Genomic DNA, 17048 nt, shown 5'->3' on the forward strand with positions numbered 1-17048 from the left:
GACCGGCCGCTGGGGGCCGGAACCGGTCACTTGAGACCGGCAGTTGCGAATCCCTGCACGAAATAGCGCTGGCCGATGAGGAAGAGAACGACCATGGGAAGGGTGGCCAGCGTGGTGCCGGCCATCAGGAAGTGCCACTGGGGGCCGTTCTCCGTCTTGAAGACGGAGAGTCCGACCTGGATCACCCGCAGGCTGTCCGTGCGGGTCACCAGCAGTGGCCAGAGGAAGTTGTTCCACGACGACTCGAAGGTCAGCAGCGCCACCGTGGTGAGCGCGGGCTTGACCTGCGGCGTCATGATCCGGGCGTAGATCCTGAACTCGCCCAGACCGTCGAGCCTGGCCGCCTCCTCCAGCTCCACCGGGAGATCGAGATAGAACTGGCGGAAGAGGAAGACGGCGAACGGGGTGACGGCGCCGGGAATGATGAGCGCCCACCAGGAGTCCAGCCAGCCGCTGCCGCCCTGGCCGAAGAGGTCGTTCCCGCCGGCCAGCGGCATGAAGCGGACGATCAGGAACTCGGGCAGCACCTTGGTGTACGTCGGGATCATCAGCGCGGCGACGAAGGCGTAGAAGATGAACTCGCTGCCCCGGAACCTGATCCTTGCCAGCGCATACCCGGCCATCGACGCCACCACCACATTGATGAGGGTGTGGCTGAACGCGATGATGAAGCTGTTGCGTGCGTACGTCGCGAACGGCGCCGCCTTCAGTGCGTCGACATAGTTTCCGAAATCCCAGTGTTCCGGCAGCAGTCCGGCGTCCTGCGAGGCGATCTCGACCGGCGTCTTGAGTGAGGTGAGCACCATCCAGACGAACGGCACCACCATCAGCAGCGAGACGACGGTGAGCGTCAGATAGAGCGCGATCCGGCCGACGGAGAGCGGCTTGCCCTTCGTCCGGGGCCGGGCCTTCTCCAGTGCCCCGGGCCTGTGCAGCTCAGTTGTGGCCACGGGTGCCTCCCATGATCCGCCGGTTGACCAGGGTGAAGCCCATCAGTAGGACGAACAGCACCAGTGACTGCGCACAGGCGTAGCCGATGCGGAACTCCCGGAAGGCGGACTTGTAGATCTCGAACGTCATCATCGTGGTGCTGTTGGCCGGGCCGCCGTCGGTCAGGATGTAGATCTGGTCGAACGACTGGAACGCGCTGATCATCGACGTGATGAGCACGAAGAACGTCGCGGGCTTCAGCAGCGGCAGGGTGATCGAGAAGAACTGCCGCACCTTGGAAGCGCCGTCCACCGAAGCCGCCTCGTACAGCTCTTTCGGCAGGGACTGAAGCGCGGCCAGGTAGATGAGCATCTTCATGCCGATGCCCTGCCAGATGCCGACCAGGATCACCGAAGGCATCGCCCACGATGTTGACGACAGCCAGGCCGGGCCTTGGATCCCGAGGAACGACAGAAGTGTGTTCAGCAGCCCGTTGCCCGGGTTGTAGATCCACAGCCAGACCAGGGCGATCGCGACGGTCGCCGTCACCTGGGGAATGAAGACCGCGGTACGGAAGATGCCCCGCGCCCTCAGCCCGGTGTGCAGCGCCAGGGCCACGAGCAGCCCCAGCAGCATGCCGAACGGCACGGTGAAGAAGGTGTAGACGACGGTGTTGACGATGGACTTGCGGAACACCGCGTCGTCCAGCATGTCCCGGAAGTTGTCCAGGCCCACGAACTGCGGCGCCGTCAGCACGTCGTACTTCGTGAAGGCCAGAACCACCGACGCGACGACCGGCAGGCCGATCCAGAGCGAGGCGTGCAGCAGCGCGGGCGCCACCATCAGCATGCCGGCGCGTTGCCTGCGGCGCCCCGGACCGGTGGGTGCCCGGCCGGTACGTTTCTTCGCGACCGTGTGCTCGGTCGGGGAAGGCGGCCGCGCGGGCCTCGCCTTCACTACGGATGTCGCTCCCACAGTGACGGGTCCTTACATTCGGCCGATGGCGGCCTCGGCGAGCCGGCCGAGTTCCGCGATGGCGTCCTTCGCTGACTGGCCGCCCACGATGGCGGGCTCCAGCGTGGGCTTGATCTTTTCGCGGATCTCCATCCAGGCAGCGGTGCCACCCTCCGAGCACGCGTCGCCCATGCTCTGCAGGGAGAGATCGACGAACTTGTTCTCCTTCACATAGCTGGAGTCGCTGAGATCCTTCAGCCCGGGAACCGAACCTCGCTGCTTGGCCGCACCGAGGATCGACTCGGGCGTCGCGAGGTACTCGACGAGGGCACGGGCCGCCGCCGGGTGCTTGGAACTGGCTGACTGGGTGACAAGGGTGCCGCCCTGGAGCATCGCGGGCTTGCGGTTGGCGAGGATGAACGCCCCGAGCTTGTCGTCCTTGATCAGGTCCGGCGTCTGTTCGCCGACCTGCCTCCACAGTGCACTGGACGTCATCATCATCGACGCCTTGCCGGTCTGTACGTTGGTCGGGGCCCCGAGGTCCGTCTTCTTGGCGTAGACGGCAGAGCCGTCCTTGATCAGATCCTTGAAGAACTGCAGCGCCTCGACCCCGCGGGCGTCGGTGAACAGCACCTTCTTGCCGTCCGCGCTGAACAGCTGGCCGCCGTTGGCGAAGAGGAAGGTCTCCCAGCACTGGCGCAGATGGATGGAGAACGGGTCGAACCCGATCCGGCCGTCCTTCGTGAGCTGCTTGGCCACGGCGCGCAGTTCGGCCCAGTTCGCCGGGGTCTTCTTGATACCTGCCTCGGCGAAGTGGTCCTTGCGGTAGACGACGATGCGGGTGTCGAGGACGACGGGCAGTGCGTACAACTTGCCGTCGTACCGGGACGGTTCGAGGACCCGCTTCTCGTAGTCGTGCGCGGCGGCGAACTTCTCGGGCAGCTCCGCGATCGCCTTCTTCGCGGCGAACGGCGGGATCCAGCCCACGCCCATCATCAGCACGTCGGGCAGCAGTCCGCCCGCGAGCCCCGTGGTGATCTTCTCGTTGAGCTGATCGTACGTGGTGTAGTCCACGTTCACCTTGACGTCCGGGTACTTCTTCCGGAACCCGCCCAGGATCTCCTTCTCCAACAGCGTCTTGCCGTCGGCACCTTCGTAGATCGGGGTGAGCAGCGTGATCTCGCCTTCGGCTGGGCCGTTGGCGGAGCCGGCCGTCGAAGTGCCGGTGCCGCACGCACTGAGGGCGGCGGCAGCGGTGCCGGCGCCGATGGCAGCAAGCAGCGACCGTCTTTTGAGTTCCATGGGACACCCCTTTTGAGGTGGAGATTGTGGATCGATCCAGCGATGGCAACCCAGCCATGGCTGAGAAGCGCTGGTAAATCGATGCACTGATGCTAGGAACGCCCCGAGAGGGACGTCAACAGCTGATGCACATGAATTTTCAGGGATGTTAACGGTGTACCGGTGAACCGAGTCCAGTAAATCGATACACTGTTAAGGTCAGATGCGTTCCGAACCGGAGGTGGCATGAGCGGGGTAACGATCCATCAGGTCGCGGAGGCCGCAGGGGTCTCCGCGAGCACGGTCTCCAACGTCCTCAACGGGCGTACGGACCGTATGCAGGCGGCCACGCTGGCCCGCGTGGAGCAGGTGATCGAGCAGCTCAGCTACCGGCCCAACCGCGCGGCCCGGATGCTGCGAACGGGCCGCATCAAGGTCATCGGTCTCATTGTGCCGTCCGTCGCCAACCCGTTCTGGGGGGCGCTCGCCCGTGAGCTGGAGGCCATCGCGCTCGCCGAGGGCTACCACGTACTGCTCTGCAACAGCGAGCGCGATCCCGCCCGCGAGCTCAAGTACGGCGAGGAGCTGCTCGCCGACGGGGTCAGCGGAGTGGTGCTCTGCTCCTCGCTTCCCTCACTCGACCATGTGACACCGCTGCTCAGCCGCGGACTGAAGATGGTCGCCTTCGACCGCACCGCACAGGCGGGCGACCCGCCGTCGCTGGCCTCCATCAGCGTCGACAACGCGATGGGTGCCGAGCTCGCCACCCGTCATCTGATCGAACTCGGCCACCGCCGACTGGCGTTCGTCTCCGGCTCGGTCAACAGCGTCAACCGCCGTGAGCGGCTGCGCGGCTTCCGGGCCGCCCTGGAGTCGGCCGGTCTCGACCCGGCCGACGCGATCGTCTGGCCCGGTGCCGACACCGCCGAGTTCGGTGACAAGGACGCCGCCGAACTGGGACGGAGCGCGGCCAGGGAACTCCTCGGCGGGCCGCGCCCGCCCACCGCGTTCGTCGCCATCAACGACATGTGCGCGATCGGGATCTGCCGGGGCGCCAAGGACGCCGGGCGCAGTGCGGGGCAGGACGTCTCCGTGGTCGGCTTCGACGACATCCTCCTCGCCGACCTCTTCGAGCCCCCGCTCACGACGGTCCGCCAGCCACTGCCGGAGATGGCCGCGGAGACTTTCCAGCAGCTGCGGGCGCGGATCGACTCGGCGCCCGCGGCGGGACGGTCGCTGCTCATCCGGCCGAGACTGGTCGTACGGGAGTCGACGGCTCCGGCCGGCGTGGCCGCCGCGATCCCCGGACCGAGTGGACCCGGGCGGCGGGTGGCGGACCGGACGGCATAGAGGCGTTGGCCGGACTGCGGTGCGGCACGCCGCTGCTGTATACATCACCTGCCCGGCCCAACCGTTGCTCATTGCTCATTGCGCATCCGCATGACGAAGGAGCGCAACGGAGTTGGACGGAGCATCTCGGGACATCCAGTCGATCAGGCTGCCACGCTGGGGGCGAGTGCCTGAAGGAGCAGGGGCAGCGCTCTGGCTGGTCTTCGATGAGAAGGGAAGAGCGGGAACAATTGTCAAGAGTTGTGGGTCAGGTGATGTGTGAGGTAGCAGTGTCTCGCTGAGTCCTGATGAAAGCCTTGTGCTCGAGCCTGGCCTGCCGGCTCGGAAGGGTTTGCCGACGGGACGCGGGACTTCAGGGGTCCGACGGCGGTGTCTCTATGCTCAGCCCATGAGAGAGCCTCATCCGGTCGAGCCATCCGGGACGTTTGTCACCAGGCGCGGTGATCGTTGGTACGGGCGGTTCCGGTTGCGTTTCCCTCAAGTGTCGCCGTGGCCCGACCTATCCACGACGTTTGTCCGAGTACGTCCGGGGTGGCGGTCTTTGGTCGAGGAAACGCTGGCACTGGTGACTGCCGAGATGCCCAGGCAGACCTGGCCGGTCCATCTGCTCAACCAGAAGGCCCATGGGAGAGGATGGAACTTCGACCTGGGCCCACCGGAGGCTGACTACCTCTGCCTGGAGATGCTGTCGGACGTCTGCTACATCGACATCCGCAACCTGCACCAGCTCATCAACCTCCTGGCACCGGCCATGGAGGACGCGCACTTCTTCGTCTACTCCATGGGTGACGGCCTCGACCAGTGGGTTGACGAGGTGCGCATCCACGATGGGCGGAGCAGCTTTGTGCGGTGGGTCGTCGCGGGGGAGGCGTGGGCCGAGTTCCCTGCGCTGTGCGCGGAGCTCGGCGACAGTCGCGCAGGGGACGAGACCTTTGGCCGATTCGTCACGTTGATAAGTGATCGGTGAGTCGTTTGATCGGCAGGCGCGAGGGGGCCGCGGGCCGGAGGGGCGGATCTCCAGTCGTGCCAGGCAGAGCTCGGCCGGGCGATGTGGTCATGTCGCCATGTCGGCGCGCTCGGCCAGGCGGTGCGGTCATGCCGCCACGTCGGCGCGCTCGACCAGGACGCCGTTCTCGAAGCGGGCGCCCGCGCGTACGAGGGACACGAGGTGGGCTGCGGTGATCGCGCGCCATCGGGCCTGGGCGGACTCGACCAGTTTGAACACCATGGCCAGGGCGGCGGCCGGGTTGCCGGCTCCGCGGGTGACCTCGGTCCGCAGCTTGATCGTGGAGAACGTCGCCTCGATCGGATTCGTGGTCCGCAGATGGATCCAGTGCTCGCCGGGAAGTCGTAGAACGCCAGCAGTTCCTCCTGATCGTCGTTGATCTTCGCGACTGCCTTGGGCCACTTGGCACCGTAGGTCTTCGCGAACGCCTCGATCGCCTTCTCGGCCGTGCTCCGCCGCTTCCACGAGTTCTGGATCGAGTCGGGCAGAGGCTCGCTGATCAACCCGGTGCCGCCGACGATCTCTGCGGCGCGGCGGTATGAGAGCCGGGCCCGGCCTGCCTCGGGGCGCACGTCGAGCGTCGGTGTTCCGGCCGGGGCCTTGCGGTCGGTGAGGAACAGCGGGCCGCGGGTGCGGCGGGCGATCGGTCGGGGCAGGAGCTGAGTTGTGCCGGACTGCCAGTGGATCCACTCGGTCGCCCCACCCTTGGCGGTGATCCTGCCGCGCTTGTCCTGCGGGTACAGGTCTTCCGCGTTCAGACACAGCACCTCATCGGCGCGAGCGGCGGACTCGTAGAGCATCTTCCAGAACATCTTCTCCCGCAGGGCGACGTCCAGGCGCGACAGGGCGGCGATCCGGTTCTCGGAGAGGGCCTCGGTGCGGTCCGGCGGTGCCGGCCGCCGCTCGATGCCGATCGTCGGATCGCCGACGATCCAGGCCTGGCGCTGCCACCAGCCGATTGCCTTGCGTGCGATGGACAGTTCCCGGTAGACGGTGTCGGCGTCCATCTCGTCTGCCCGCCCTGCCGCCGGTTCGGCCAGGACCTCCGGCAGTGCCGGGTCGTCGATCGCGGTGACGGGGAAGACGGGCGGCTTCGCGCCCCGGCGGGCGGGTCCGGTCGGCGCCGGTTCGCCGGCGAGCATCCCCAACGTCGTCAGCGAGATCCGGTAGATCCGTGCGGAGGGCTTCGCGATGCCCGCGCCGGTGAGGTACCGCTCGGCCGCCGCGGTGTACGACGACGGCGGCGCGGGCATCATCACCTCCGCCGCCTCCAGCACCGCGGCGGTCATCGCTCCGCCGGAACGCCGCGGCCGGGCCCTGGCCTTCGTACTGGGCGGCCTGACGTTGGCGACCGCGCTGGGTCTGCCTCTCGGCACGCTGATCGGCCGTACCGACTGGCACATCACCCTGTGGGCCGTCGCCGGGATCGGCCTGCTGGCGGCCGTCGGCATCGCCGTGGGCCTCCCCAGGGTGATGCTCCCCGCCGCCGCGCTGTCCGACCGCCTTCGTCCACTCAAGCAAGGCCGCGTACTGGCCCTGCTGGCGGTCACCTCCCTCGCCTTCCTCGGCGTCTACACCCTCTACACCTACATCGCCCCGGCTCTGCGGGAGGCTACCGGCGGCAACGAGTCGACCCTGGCCCTGATCCTGCTGGTCTGGGGCGTCGGCACCCTGGCCGGGAACATCATCGCCGGACGCCTGGTCGACCGTCACGACTCCACACGCGTCCTCGCCGGCACCCTCGTCCTCGCGACTCTCGCACTGGCCCTGACCCCGCTGGCGACCCGCGCCCTCGTCCCCACCCTGGTCTGGGCGGCAGTCTGGGGCGTGACCGGCGGCGCCATCGTCGTCCCCCAGCAGCACCGGCTCATCGCTCTCAGCCCTGCCGCCGCACCGGTCCTGCTCGGCCTCAACGCCTCCGCGCTCTACATCGGCGTCGCCCTCGGCGGCGGCCTCGGTGGCCTGGCACAAGAATGGTTCGGACTTGCCCCGGCCGAACTCGGGCCGGTGGCCGCCGGCATCACCGCCCTCACCCTCCTCTGGCATCTGGGAACCACGCGTAGCCCCGCCCGGCTCGCCCCCATGATGGCGGCGTCGGCCTCGGCCGACCCGGAGAAGTCCAAGGCTTGACTGGTCCCTCCTCATGGTGTCCCCGGGGTCGATGCCCGCTCCGGGGCACACCGTTCTACACGGACGGCCTCAACAGTTGGAAGGCGCTAGAGGCGCCGACCCGTGCCGATCACCTTCGCTCGTTGTCGCTGTACCGGAGGCTCGACCGCGACGTCCGCGAGCCCCTGCTCGACGCCGTCGCCGAGCGCATCCGCACACGGATGGGCGACCGGGCATCACGCCGTTACCTGAGCGTCCTCTGTGTCGGACAGCGCGCCGAGTGAGCCCAGTGGTAAAGGACCTGCCGATTCAGCGGGAACGGACCCACCGCACTTTCATGCCTGCCTGCCGAAGACGCCGTGGGTTCCCAGTGACAGCACCTCAGTCACGCTGAACTCACGCTGTCATCGATCCTGCCGGCTTATTCCGTACCCGGCGGGACTGACGGCACGGCCCACGGACCAACTCCTGGCACCCGCCCGCTTCCAAGGCCAGGCGTGAGGAGATGGCCCTGGTCTACGGCTACGACGGGTTCACGCTGCTGGAGGCCGTGCACGCCCCTCACTCGCCGGCCTGGCTGCGCGAGCTCCCGGCGCTGCAGGTCCTGCTGCGGTGTGGCTACAGAACTACCACCGCACCGTGACCGAGGTTGGACCGGAGTCTGCCCGACGGGAGAGCGGAGACCTCCCGCCGGGCAGACTCCGGCTGGCCTCCCCGTACGACACGGACGCGCGCTACGGTCTCGAACAGGGTTCCTGGTGGACCGGCTACAAGGTCCATATCAGCGAGACCTGTGACGAAGCCGACGACCAGGGCGCGGCCGTCGAATACGGGGCGGTCCACGGCTTCAACGGACCATCGCCACGCATCATCACCAACATCGCGACCACCCACGCCACGGTGACCGACGCAGAGATGATCGAGCCGATCCACCACATGGTCGCCACCCGCGACCTGCTGCCCGCCGAGCATTACCTCGACTCCGTTTGGACCGCACCCGCGTCAGCCACCTCGCCACGGCAGAAACCGTGGAGAGCCCGTTGCGTTGTAAGGCGCACGGCGGGTTCGGCGAGCGGCACGGAGAAACGGACCGGTGGCAACACCGGCACCGCGCTCCGTGCCGACTCCACCCGGGCCCGAGAAGCGCTGTTGGAGACGCTGATGAGAGGTCCGACTATCGCCTGGCCGGGTGCAATGCCCGGCCGTTTGCGGGCGGCAGGGCACGGTCGCCGCCGCAGGCAGTCGTACGCCCGCGAGCTGGAGCAACACGCACGGTGTCCACCGGTTCCGGCTGGAGTGCAGCGGCTGTCACGCGACCGGCAACCGGACGAAGGACGTCACGGCGTCCGAGGTGGCCACGCTTGTGCGGGCCTTCGTCGACAAGACGCTCGCCCCGCAGGAAGGCCGGCTTTCTCCCGGCACGGCCACGGGCGCAGGGGGACCACCGTGCGACGGTGTCGTTGAGCACGACATCGCGTGCATGAACATCCGATCCTCCCCGCGGATACGCGAGCGAGCCCCGGACGTGTCGGTGTGCCTGAGCGCCACAGTTGGCCAACCTGAGCACGCTTGTTGGTCAGCGCGCCGGGGGCTATCCGAGGATGGTGCCGAGGTCGACGCCGGTCAGGTCACGGCTGGCGTCCCACAACCGCGCCGCTACGGAGGTGTCGGTGAGGTGGTTCCACGCCCGTTCACGTTGGGGCTTGCCCCGCAGGCTGAAGACACGCGGTCCCCACAGCTGCCCTCCGCGCGCGGTGGGGTCCAGCACCGCTCGGACCGCGGGCCATGCACCGGCGTGCTTGCCCTGGACGAAGAGGGCGGCTGGTGCACCGCAGAGCCGCGCACCAGCGGTCCGCACATGGACTGGCGGCCGTGACGGGGTGAGGGAGTCCAGCGCGCCGCCAGGATGGACCACCACGCTTGCCACCGTGCTTCCGACGGCGCGCAGACGGCGGTCGAGTTCGAGGCCGAAGTACATCTGTGCCAGCTTGGAGCGTCCGTAGGTGCGCTTGGGCTGGTAGTCCTTCCGGGACTGCAGGTCGTCGAGGTCGAGCCGCTCGGACTTTGCCGCGAAGCTGCCCATGGTCACGATGCGGGCCGCCGGTGCGGCCGACAGCAGTGGCATCAGCCAGTGGGTCAGCGCGAAGTGCCCGAGGTGGTTCGTGCCGAACATGAGCTCGTGACCGTCCCTGGTCTCCCTGCGCGGCGGGGCGTCGAGCGCGACGCCGGCGTTGTGGACCACCGCGTCGAGGTATTCCACCTCCAGTGATTCCACCGCTGTTCTGAGCGACGAGAGGTCGGCAAGGTCCAGCTGTACGGTCCGCACCCGTGCGCCAGGGACACGCGAGCGGATCGAGGCCGCGGCGACTTCGGCCTTGGCGGGATTCCGGCTGCCCAGTACGACGGTGGCTCCGGTTGCGGACAACTGCTCGGCGACGAAGTACCCGATGCCGGCGTTGCCGCCGGTGACCAGGAAGACGCTGCCATCGGCACGCGGCAGCCGATGAACATCCCAGGGCGGGTTGGAGGACGTGGACGACATGGCGGCGGGGCTCCCTTGCTGTTGAAGGCGGCTGCGGCTGCCCCGTAGGACGGCTCGACGCCCACGGTTCCAGCGGCCCCCGACACATCGCCTACGGATCACCGACAGCCTCGCCGGACGGGGCGGACATCCCGCCGACGCGGTGCTGGCCCGTCGCAGCCCACCGTTGCCACTGAGCGTCACGGTGGCCAACTGGAGCCCTGGGCGTGTCCGCCAAGACCCTGCCCGCGCTGGCCGAAGCCCGGCTCGGCCAGGCCTGCCTGCACCGCGACGGCAAGGACGCCGACCCCGTCCTCGTCCTCGCCCCGGCCGCGCTGGAGCGCTAGCTGTCCTGTCCCGGCTCCGCAGTCCGTCCGGCAGGGGGAACGTCGCGTACGGGCCGGACATACGTGTCGTGGACCAGGACCCGCCTGCCGCTGCCGCAGGACGACCTCCATTTGGTCATCGTCTTCTTGAAACTCCTATTGATCCGCACGCGAACGCCGAACCCGGCATCACCACCGTCCCGTCCGCTGTCACCGACACCGCCGTCCTCGCCCGCTGCGTCCGCGGCCAGTGGGCCATCGATGCCCAGCACTTCGTCAGAGACGTGACCTTCGGCGAGGACGCCTGCCGCGCCCGCACCGGCAGCCTGCCCCGGGTCCTCGCAACCCTCCGCAGCCTGGCGATCAGCCTCGCCCACCTTGCCGAGTGGACGAACAACGCCGCCGCCCACGACCACTACCGCAACCACCCTGCCGACGCCCTGCACGAACTCGGCCTCACAACGTGAGCAGGCATCACGCCTGGCCGGGACCCCGAGGTGTCTTGAAGGAAAACTCCACCGACAACAGGTCGATGTGCCGCCGACCCCGATTGCAGCCGCGGATGCCCTGGATCGATCCGGCATCGGGAATTCCGATGAATGATCCTTCGTCTGCGAGCGCGCCAACTCCCTGCTCAAGACGACCTTCAAGGTAGTGCGCCGGGTCGGCCCGGCCCGCAGGGGAATCCGTTCGCGCAGCCGGTGTCGGAGGTGCCCCGTCTCCGGCGCGAGTCATAAGTGTGGAACCGGAGAGCCTTTCCATGCGCTCCTGTACCTAAACCGCGAAGGAATACCCTGGAAATACCGTGATTTCCCCATGGCTTCTCCGTACATGCAACCGTCTCCATTGCTGAGCGGCGGTCTCCGCTGCCCGGCGGAAGGCCACCGGTGCCGGTGCCGGTGCCGCGTCGACAGCAGTGGACAGAGAGCTGTTCGGCCAGGTGGCGCCCTTGTGCGGTTGGACGTGGCGGTGACCGACCCTCGGTGGTGGACGCGCGGGGCGCCCGTCCCGCGCGCCATATGCCGGACAAGGCATCCTTTGTCGGTTGTGCCGGCCGTGTCGTCCCGGTGCGATCAGGGGAATTTGAGTGTCATGCGAAGGAAGGGCAAGGTCAAGAACGCGCCAAAATTGATCCTTGACTGGAACTTCACAGGACTGTTAGAACATGTGGCGGAAAACAAGGGGGTTTTCGCCACAGGGCGGTGAGAGCAGGTCGGGGGGCTGCCTCAGGTATTTCTGTCGGAGGATTCGGACGTGGGACCTGTGTGCCTGCGTATCAGCAGCCGAGCTTATTGTCGGCGTGTATGAATTCGGTCTTCCTGCTTGTCGTATCAGCGTGGTGATCCATCGGCGCTTCTTCTTCATCTTCTTGCACCGCCATACGGGTAATCGGCGTGTACAGCACGCCTGCCCGTGCGCTTCTCTGCCTACAGGCCAACAGAACGGTGCGGTTTCGTGAAAGCATATCTAGCCATTTTGCGCCTCAGGGACTACAGATTGCTCTGGTCGGCCCTGGTGCTAAATCTCCTGGGGGACGGCGCCACCTATGCCGCGCTCGCCTGGATCACGCTCGACAAGGCCGGCGCGGCCGGTCTGGGCGTGCTGGGCGTATGTCTCACCCTCCCCGTGATCGTGGGAGGCGCGTTTGTCGGACCACTGCTCGACCGGTTCTCCCGGCGCATGCTTTTCATCTCCGACTCGGTCTTCCGCGGTTTCGTCGTCGCGCTCGTCCCGCTGCTGGAGCTGGCCGGCGCGCTGCAGGTCTGGCACCTGTACGCGGTCGCGCTGGTCTACGGCCTGCTGAAGATCATCCCGCTGGCCGGCACCCCGGCGGTGCTGCCCGAACTGGTCCCCGAGGACAAGCTCCAAGCCGCCTCCGGACTGGAGGCCACCGCGATGGGCGCCGCCAACGTTGTCGGACCCGCTCTCGGCGCGGTGCTGATCACGGCGGTCGGCGCGCAGAACGTCCTGTTCCTCGATGCCGCCACGTACTTCGCCTTCGCCCTGCTGATCAGCATGATCAAGGCGCCCCTTGCCCGTCCCGAGCCGACCGGCGACGCCCCCGCCGACAAACCCGGCTGGGGACCGGTCTTCAGGCTGGTCACCCGCGACCGCTTCCTGCTGGTGCTCACCCTCTCCTTCGGTGCCTTCAACGTCTCGGCGGGCGCCCTGGTGGTCGCGCTGCCCTGGCTGGCCAAGGACGAGTTCCACGGCGGCCCCGGCGTGCTCGGCCTGATGCTGGCCGTGATGGCGGTCGGCGAGCTGATCGGCTCCCTCGTCTCCGGGGCCGCGAAGACCTCCGAGAAGCAGATGCTCCGCATCGGCGTCCTGCAACTCCTGTCCGGGGCCGTGCTGTTCCTCCTGGTCCCCAAGGCGCTTCCGTTCATCCTGATCGGCCTGGTGCTCAACGGCATCCTGTCCGCACCCATGACGGTCCTCGGCGGTGTGGTCCGTATGACCCGCGTACCCAACGTCATGCGCGGCCGGGCGATGACACTGATGCGTACCGTCATGGCCGGTGCGCTGCCTGCCGGTTCCGCCCTCGGCGGCGTCCTGCTGAGCGGCGACCACTACAGCGCCCTCATCCTCGTCGTCGCCTCGCTCGCCGTCCTGCCCGGCGCCCTCACCCTCGTCCTGTTCCGCAACCACCCCTTCCGGCTGGGGGTGACAGCAGACCATGGCCAGCTTGAGCAGCGGGACACCGACCCGGACGCCGACTCCGTCCCCGCCGGTTCCTGAACACCGGCCCGACACATCGGGCGACGCCGTCCTCCTCGTCACCGACCACCCGCGCACGCGTGACGCCGCCGAAGCACCCTTCGCCTCGCTGCGCCTGCCGAACGCGGCCACACCGCACGACCTGGCGGCCTTCGCAGTACTCCTGCACCGCTACACCGGCCAGCGACGGCTGCTGATCGACGCGGACCTGAGCGAGAGCGGCTCCGGGTCCCTGACCCTCGCCATCGACCCGGACGAACCAGTCGCCGCTCTGCTGGCCCGGACCGCCCACGCCGTGCCGCGCGGACGGCCCACGGGGACCGCCGTACGCTACGCGGACCATCCGGTGCCGGAAGGGACCGAGGAACTGGGTCTGACCCGCGACGGAGCCGATCTGGTCCTGGGGTACCGGACCTCGGTCTTCGACGAGCCGACCGCGCGGCGACTCGGTGGCCATCTCCTGCGCGTCGCCGGCTTCCTCGGCCGGTGCCCGCAGGCACCGGTGCACGAGGCCGACCTGCTCGGCGACGAGGAACGGGCGCTCATCCTCGGTGTGTTCAACAACACGGCCAGGCCGTACCCGGACACCGCCACCATCCCAGCCCTGTTCGGCGAACAGGCCCGGCGCACGCCGCAGGCGACGGCCGTCACCGATCGCGCCGGGCGGCTGACCTACGGCGACCTCGACGCGGCCTCCGACCGGCTGGCCCGCGCCATCCGGGCGGTCGGGGCACGCCACGGGGAGCGGGTGGGCCTGCGCACCGGGCGCACCGCGGACCTCGTCGTCGGCGTGCTGGGCATCCTCAAGGCGGGCTGTGCCTACCTGCCGCTGGAGAGCGGCCACCCGGCCCGGCGCACCGAGTGGCTGCTCGCCGACTCGTCGGTGCGGGTCCTGGTCGCGTCGCCCGGCATGCCCGTGGACTTCGCCTTCGACGGTGCGGTGCTCGACCCCTCGGCCCCCGGCCCCGAGGCCCCGCGCCTCGTCCCCGAGGCCCCGGCCTCCGGCACGGACCAGGGATCGGCGGCCGACCTCGCGTACATCTGCTACACCTCCGGAACCACGGGGCAGCCCAAGGGCGTCGAGGTCACCCACCGCAATGTGGTGCGGCTCGTCAAGGGCACGGACTACGTCCGTTTCGGACCGGACCTCAGGGTCCTGCCCACCGGCTCCATCGCCTTCGACGCCAGCACCTTCGAGCTGTGGGCCCCGCTGCTGAACGGCGGCAGCGTGCACCTGGCGGACTCCGACATCATCCTCGACGCCCGCGCCCTCGCGCGCGAGCTGAGCGCACACGACGTCACCACCCTGTGGCTGACATCGCCGCTGTTCAACCAGCTCGTGGAACAGGACCCCACCGCGTTCCGCGGGCTGCGCGAACTCCTCGTCGGCGGTGACGCCCTGTCGTCCGTGCACATCGAGAAGGTCATGGCGGCCTGCCCCGGCGTCACCCTGGTCAACGGCTACGGCCCGACGGAGAACACCACGTTCTCGCTCACGCACCGGATAGGCCCCGACGACCTCGGGCGGATACCGATCGGGCGTCCGATCGCGCACTCGACCGCGTATGTCCTCGATGACCGGGGGCGGTTGTGCCCCGTCGGGGTGCCCGGAGAGTTGTGCCTGGGCGGAGACGGTGTCGCGCGCGGCTATCTGGGCCGGCCCGAGCTGACCGCCGAGCGCTTCGTCGAGGACGTGCTCTCCCCGGACGGCGGACGGCTGTACTGCAGCGGTGACCTGGCTCGCTGGCGCCCGGACGGGGTCGTCGAGTTCCTCGGCCGACGCGACCATCAGGTGAAGATACGCGGGTTCCGTATCGAACCGGCCGAGGTGGAGAAGGCCATGCTCGGCCACCCCGGCGTGGCGGAGGCGATCGTGATCGCCCGCTCCCGTCCGGGCCGGGGGGACAAGTACCTCTGCGGCTACTACGCCGGGCCGCGGCCGCCCGCGCAGGAGGACCTGCGGGCTCATCTGGACCGGGCGCTCGCGCCGCACATGATCCCCGCGTACCTCGTCCCGCTCGACGCGCTGCCGCTGAACCACACCGGCAAGGTCGACCGTGCGAGCCTGCCCGACCCGGACGGCGGCCACCTGCCGCCGGACACCGTCTTCGTCCCGCCTGCGGACGACATCGAGCGGAACCTGGTGGACCTCGCCGAACGGGCCCTGGGCACCGCCGGCATCGGGGTCGCCCACGATCTGCGCGACCTCGGCGCCGACTCCCTCACCGCCACCCTGATCGCCGCCGGCGCCCGCGAGCGGCTCGGACGCGAGTGCCCGGTCAGCGCCGTCCTGCGGTCCGGTACGCTCGCCCGGCTCGCCGCGCTGCTGCGGGAGAGCGCCGCCGCCACCGCACCGGCGATCGAGCCCGCGGCCGAGCGGGCGGCCTACCCCGTCACTCCGCAACAGCGCCAGCTCTACTTCGAGCAGCTCAAGGACGAGCGGGCGGTGCACTACAATGTGCCGCTCACCCTCGAACTCCCCGCCGGCACCGACCCGTTGCGGCTGGCCGACGCCCTGCGCCGACTGGGCCGCCGCCATGACGCGCTCCGCACCCGGTTCGCCGTGGCGGAGGACGGTCAGGTCACGCAGTACATCGACGCCGGCATCGAGCCGGAGGTCCGGGTGTACGACGGGGAACCAGGACCACTCGCCGGGTTCGTGCGGCCCTTCGACCTGGGTCGGGCGCCCCTGTGGCGGGCGGACGTGAACCGCACCCGGACCGCCGTGACCCTGCGTCTGGACCTGCACCACATCGTCGTCGACGGCTTCTCGCTGACCCCGCTGCTGGAGGACCTCGCGGCCCTGTACGCGGGCGACGAACCGGCGCCGCCCGCGCTCCAGTACCGCGACTACGCCGTCTGGCTGGCCGGACCTGCGGGAGGCGGCCTGCGGGAGTCCCAGGAACCCTACTGGCGGCGGCTGTTCGCCGCTCCGCCCGACCGGAGCGATCTGCCCACGGACCTGCCCCGGCCCCCACTGCGGACGCTTGCGGGCGACGCCGTCGTGTTCGACCTCGGCCCGGAGCGCACGGCGCGCCTCAGGGAGTTGGCCAGACAGCGGGAGGTCACCCTGTTCGCGGTGCTGGCCTCGGCGTACGGCATCCTGCTCGGCCGGCTCAAGGGCACGGTCGATGTCACGATGGGCACACCCGTCTCGGGCCGCACGGCCCCCGGACTGCACCGGACGGTCGGCATGTTCGCGCAGACGGTCTGCCTGCGCGGTGACGCGGACCCCGCCCTGCCCTACGACACCTATCTGCGGCGTACCGCCCGCACCGCCGAGGAGGCCTTCGCCCACCAGGACTTCCCCTTCGCAGACGTGGTCGCCCTGGCGGCGCCCGTACGCGACTACAGCCGTACCCCGCTGTTCGACGCGCTCATCGCCCTGCACAGCGGCCGCTATCTGTCGATGGACTTCCAGGGCGTCCGGGTGCCGCTGCGGCTGGAACAGACCGGGCAGGCCGTCTTCGACCTCAACATGCAGATCCACGAGGACGCGGGCACCCTGCGGGTGGCCTGGGGCTATGCGTCCGGACTGTTCCGCCGGGACACGGTGGAGAGCTGGCGCGAGGACTTCACGGCCCTGCTCGACGCGATCACCGTCGAGCCGTCGGCCGCACTCGGCGCGCTGTGTCGCGGCCGTCCCGCGTCCCCCGCACCGGTGGTTGTGGACGCCGGCCCCGACTTCGACTTCGACTTCTGACCCTCCGGGCGCCTGCCCCGACTTCGACCTCTGACCCGCCGGGCGCGCGCCCGGTCCTCTGACGCCGTCACCCCCACTGTGCCATGGGCGGCCCTTTGCGATCCGTCGATCACTCCATGTTCACGCCTGATCACACACCGCTTCAGCACG

12 protein-coding genes and 1 pseudogene are annotated in these 17048 nt (G+C 69.0%); 8 read left to right on the forward strand and 5 right to left on the reverse strand.

All coding sequences use genetic code 11. From position 1 onward, the window contains the following. Positions 1-26: 26 nt before the first annotated feature. From OG609_RS39280 to OG609_RS39290, 3 genes are read right to left on the reverse strand one after another with little or no spacing between them, the layout of a single operon-like run. Positions 27-950: a carbohydrate ABC transporter permease gene (locus OG609_RS39280; protein WP_327277171.1), complete on the reverse strand. Its 924-nt coding sequence runs from the start codon at positions 948-950 to the stop codon at positions 27-29. Then, entirely contained in the window at positions 937-1905 is a 969-nt protein-coding gene (locus OG609_RS39285; RefSeq protein WP_327277172.1) for a carbohydrate ABC transporter permease, read from the reverse strand. The genes OG609_RS39280 and OG609_RS39285 overlap by 14 nt, the downstream gene beginning before the upstream one ends. Before the next feature lie 12 nt (positions 1906-1917). Next, positions 1918-3186 (reverse strand): ABC transporter substrate-binding protein, encoded by a 1269-nt coding sequence (locus OG609_RS39290; protein ID WP_327277173.1) that lies wholly within the window; start codon positions 3184-3186, stop codon positions 1918-1920. 225 nt (positions 3187-3411) lie between these two features. On the opposite strand from OG609_RS39290, the gene OG609_RS39295 reads away from it, so the two are divergent. Further along, positions 3412-4515: a LacI family DNA-binding transcriptional regulator gene (locus tag OG609_RS39295; protein WP_327277174.1), complete on the forward strand. Its 1104-nt coding sequence runs from the start codon at positions 3412-3414 to the stop codon at positions 4513-4515. 565 nt (positions 4516-5080) lie between these two features. Then, positions 5081-5482, forward strand: coding sequence for a hypothetical protein (locus tag OG609_RS39300; RefSeq protein WP_327277175.1), 402 nt, complete (start codon positions 5081-5083; stop codon positions 5480-5482). Between the two features lie 126 nt (positions 5483-5608). On the opposite strand, the pseudogene OG609_RS39305 reads toward OG609_RS39300, so the two are convergent. Further along, positions 5609-6810: pseudogene (locus tag OG609_RS39305) on the reverse strand (transposase). On the opposite strand from OG609_RS39305, the gene OG609_RS39310 reads away from it, so the two are divergent. The 3 genes from OG609_RS39310 (at position 6713) to OG609_RS39320 (ending at position 8273) form a co-directional block, all read left to right on the forward strand. Beyond that, a complete protein-coding gene (locus tag OG609_RS39310; protein WP_327277176.1) occupies positions 6713-7651 on the forward strand; it encodes an MFS transporter in 939 nt (312 codons plus the stop codon). The pseudogene OG609_RS39305 and the gene OG609_RS39310 sit on opposite strands and share 98 nt — an antisense overlap. Positions 7652-7773: 122 nt before the next feature. Beyond that, positions 7774-7914 carry a hypothetical protein gene (locus tag OG609_RS39315; RefSeq protein WP_327277177.1) on the forward strand — a complete coding sequence of 47 codons (141 nt, stop codon included), beginning with the start codon at positions 7774-7776 and terminating at the stop codon, positions 7912-7914. A 221-nt stretch (positions 7915-8135) separates the two neighbouring features. Beyond that, a complete protein-coding gene (locus tag OG609_RS39320; RefSeq protein WP_327277178.1) occupies positions 8136-8273 on the forward strand; it encodes a hypothetical protein in 138 nt (45 codons plus the stop codon). Positions 8274-9221: 948 nt separating this feature from the next. Here OG609_RS39320 and OG609_RS39325 read toward each other — a convergent pair. Further along, the gene (locus tag OG609_RS39325) at positions 9222-10172 is read right to left on the reverse strand and encodes an SDR family NAD(P)-dependent oxidoreductase (protein ID WP_327277179.1); all 951 of its coding nucleotides are present in this window, start codon (positions 10170-10172) and stop codon (positions 9222-9224) included. 394 nt (positions 10173-10566) lie between these two features. Here OG609_RS39325 and OG609_RS39330 point away from each other — a divergent pair, with 394 nt between their 5' ends. From OG609_RS39330 to OG609_RS39340, 3 genes are all read left to right on the forward strand, one after another. Next, positions 10567-10944 (forward strand): hypothetical protein, encoded by a 378-nt coding sequence (locus OG609_RS39330; protein ID WP_327277180.1) that lies wholly within the window; start codon positions 10567-10569, stop codon positions 10942-10944. Positions 10945-11932: 988 nt separating this feature from the next. Then, on the forward strand, positions 11933-13216 hold the full coding sequence (locus OG609_RS39335) for an MFS transporter (protein WP_327277181.1): 1284 nt from the start codon (positions 11933-11935) through the stop codon (positions 13214-13216). After that, on the forward strand, positions 13155-16898 hold the full coding sequence (locus tag OG609_RS39340) for an amino acid adenylation domain-containing protein (protein ID WP_327277182.1): 3744 nt from the start codon (positions 13155-13157) through the stop codon (positions 16896-16898). Before OG609_RS39335 ends, OG609_RS39340 begins: the two co-directional genes overlap by 62 nt. Positions 16899-17048: the final 150 nt, after the last annotated feature.

It is taken from the genome of Streptomyces sp. NBC_01224, from assembly GCF_036002945.1.
In the GTDB taxonomy this organism is placed as follows: Bacteria; Actinomycetota; Actinomycetes; order Streptomycetales; family Streptomycetaceae; genus Streptomyces.

Excerpts from the sequence above, each read along its gene's own strand:
- OG609_RS39320 (WP_327277178.1), top strand. The coding sequence starts at position 8,136 with ATGGCCCTGGTCTACGGCTACGACGGGTTCACGCTGCTGGAGGCCGTG.
- OG609_RS39290 (WP_327277173.1), bottom strand. The coding sequence starts at position 3,186 with ATGGAACTCAAAAGACGGTCGCTGCTTGCTGCCATCGGCGCCGGCACC.
- OG609_RS39310 (WP_327277176.1), top strand. The coding sequence starts at position 6,713 with ATGCCCGCGCCGGTGAGGTACCGCTCGGCCGCCGCGGTGTACGACGAC.
- OG609_RS39325 (WP_327277179.1), bottom strand. The coding sequence starts at position 10,172 with ATGTCGTCCACGTCCTCCAACCCGCCCTGGGATGTTCATCGGCTGCCG.
- OG609_RS39340 (WP_327277182.1), top strand. The coding sequence starts at position 13,155 with ATGGCCAGCTTGAGCAGCGGGACACCGACCCGGACGCCGACTCCGTCC.
- OG609_RS39295 (WP_327277174.1), top strand. The coding sequence starts at position 3,412 with ATGAGCGGGGTAACGATCCATCAGGTCGCGGAGGCCGCAGGGGTCTCC.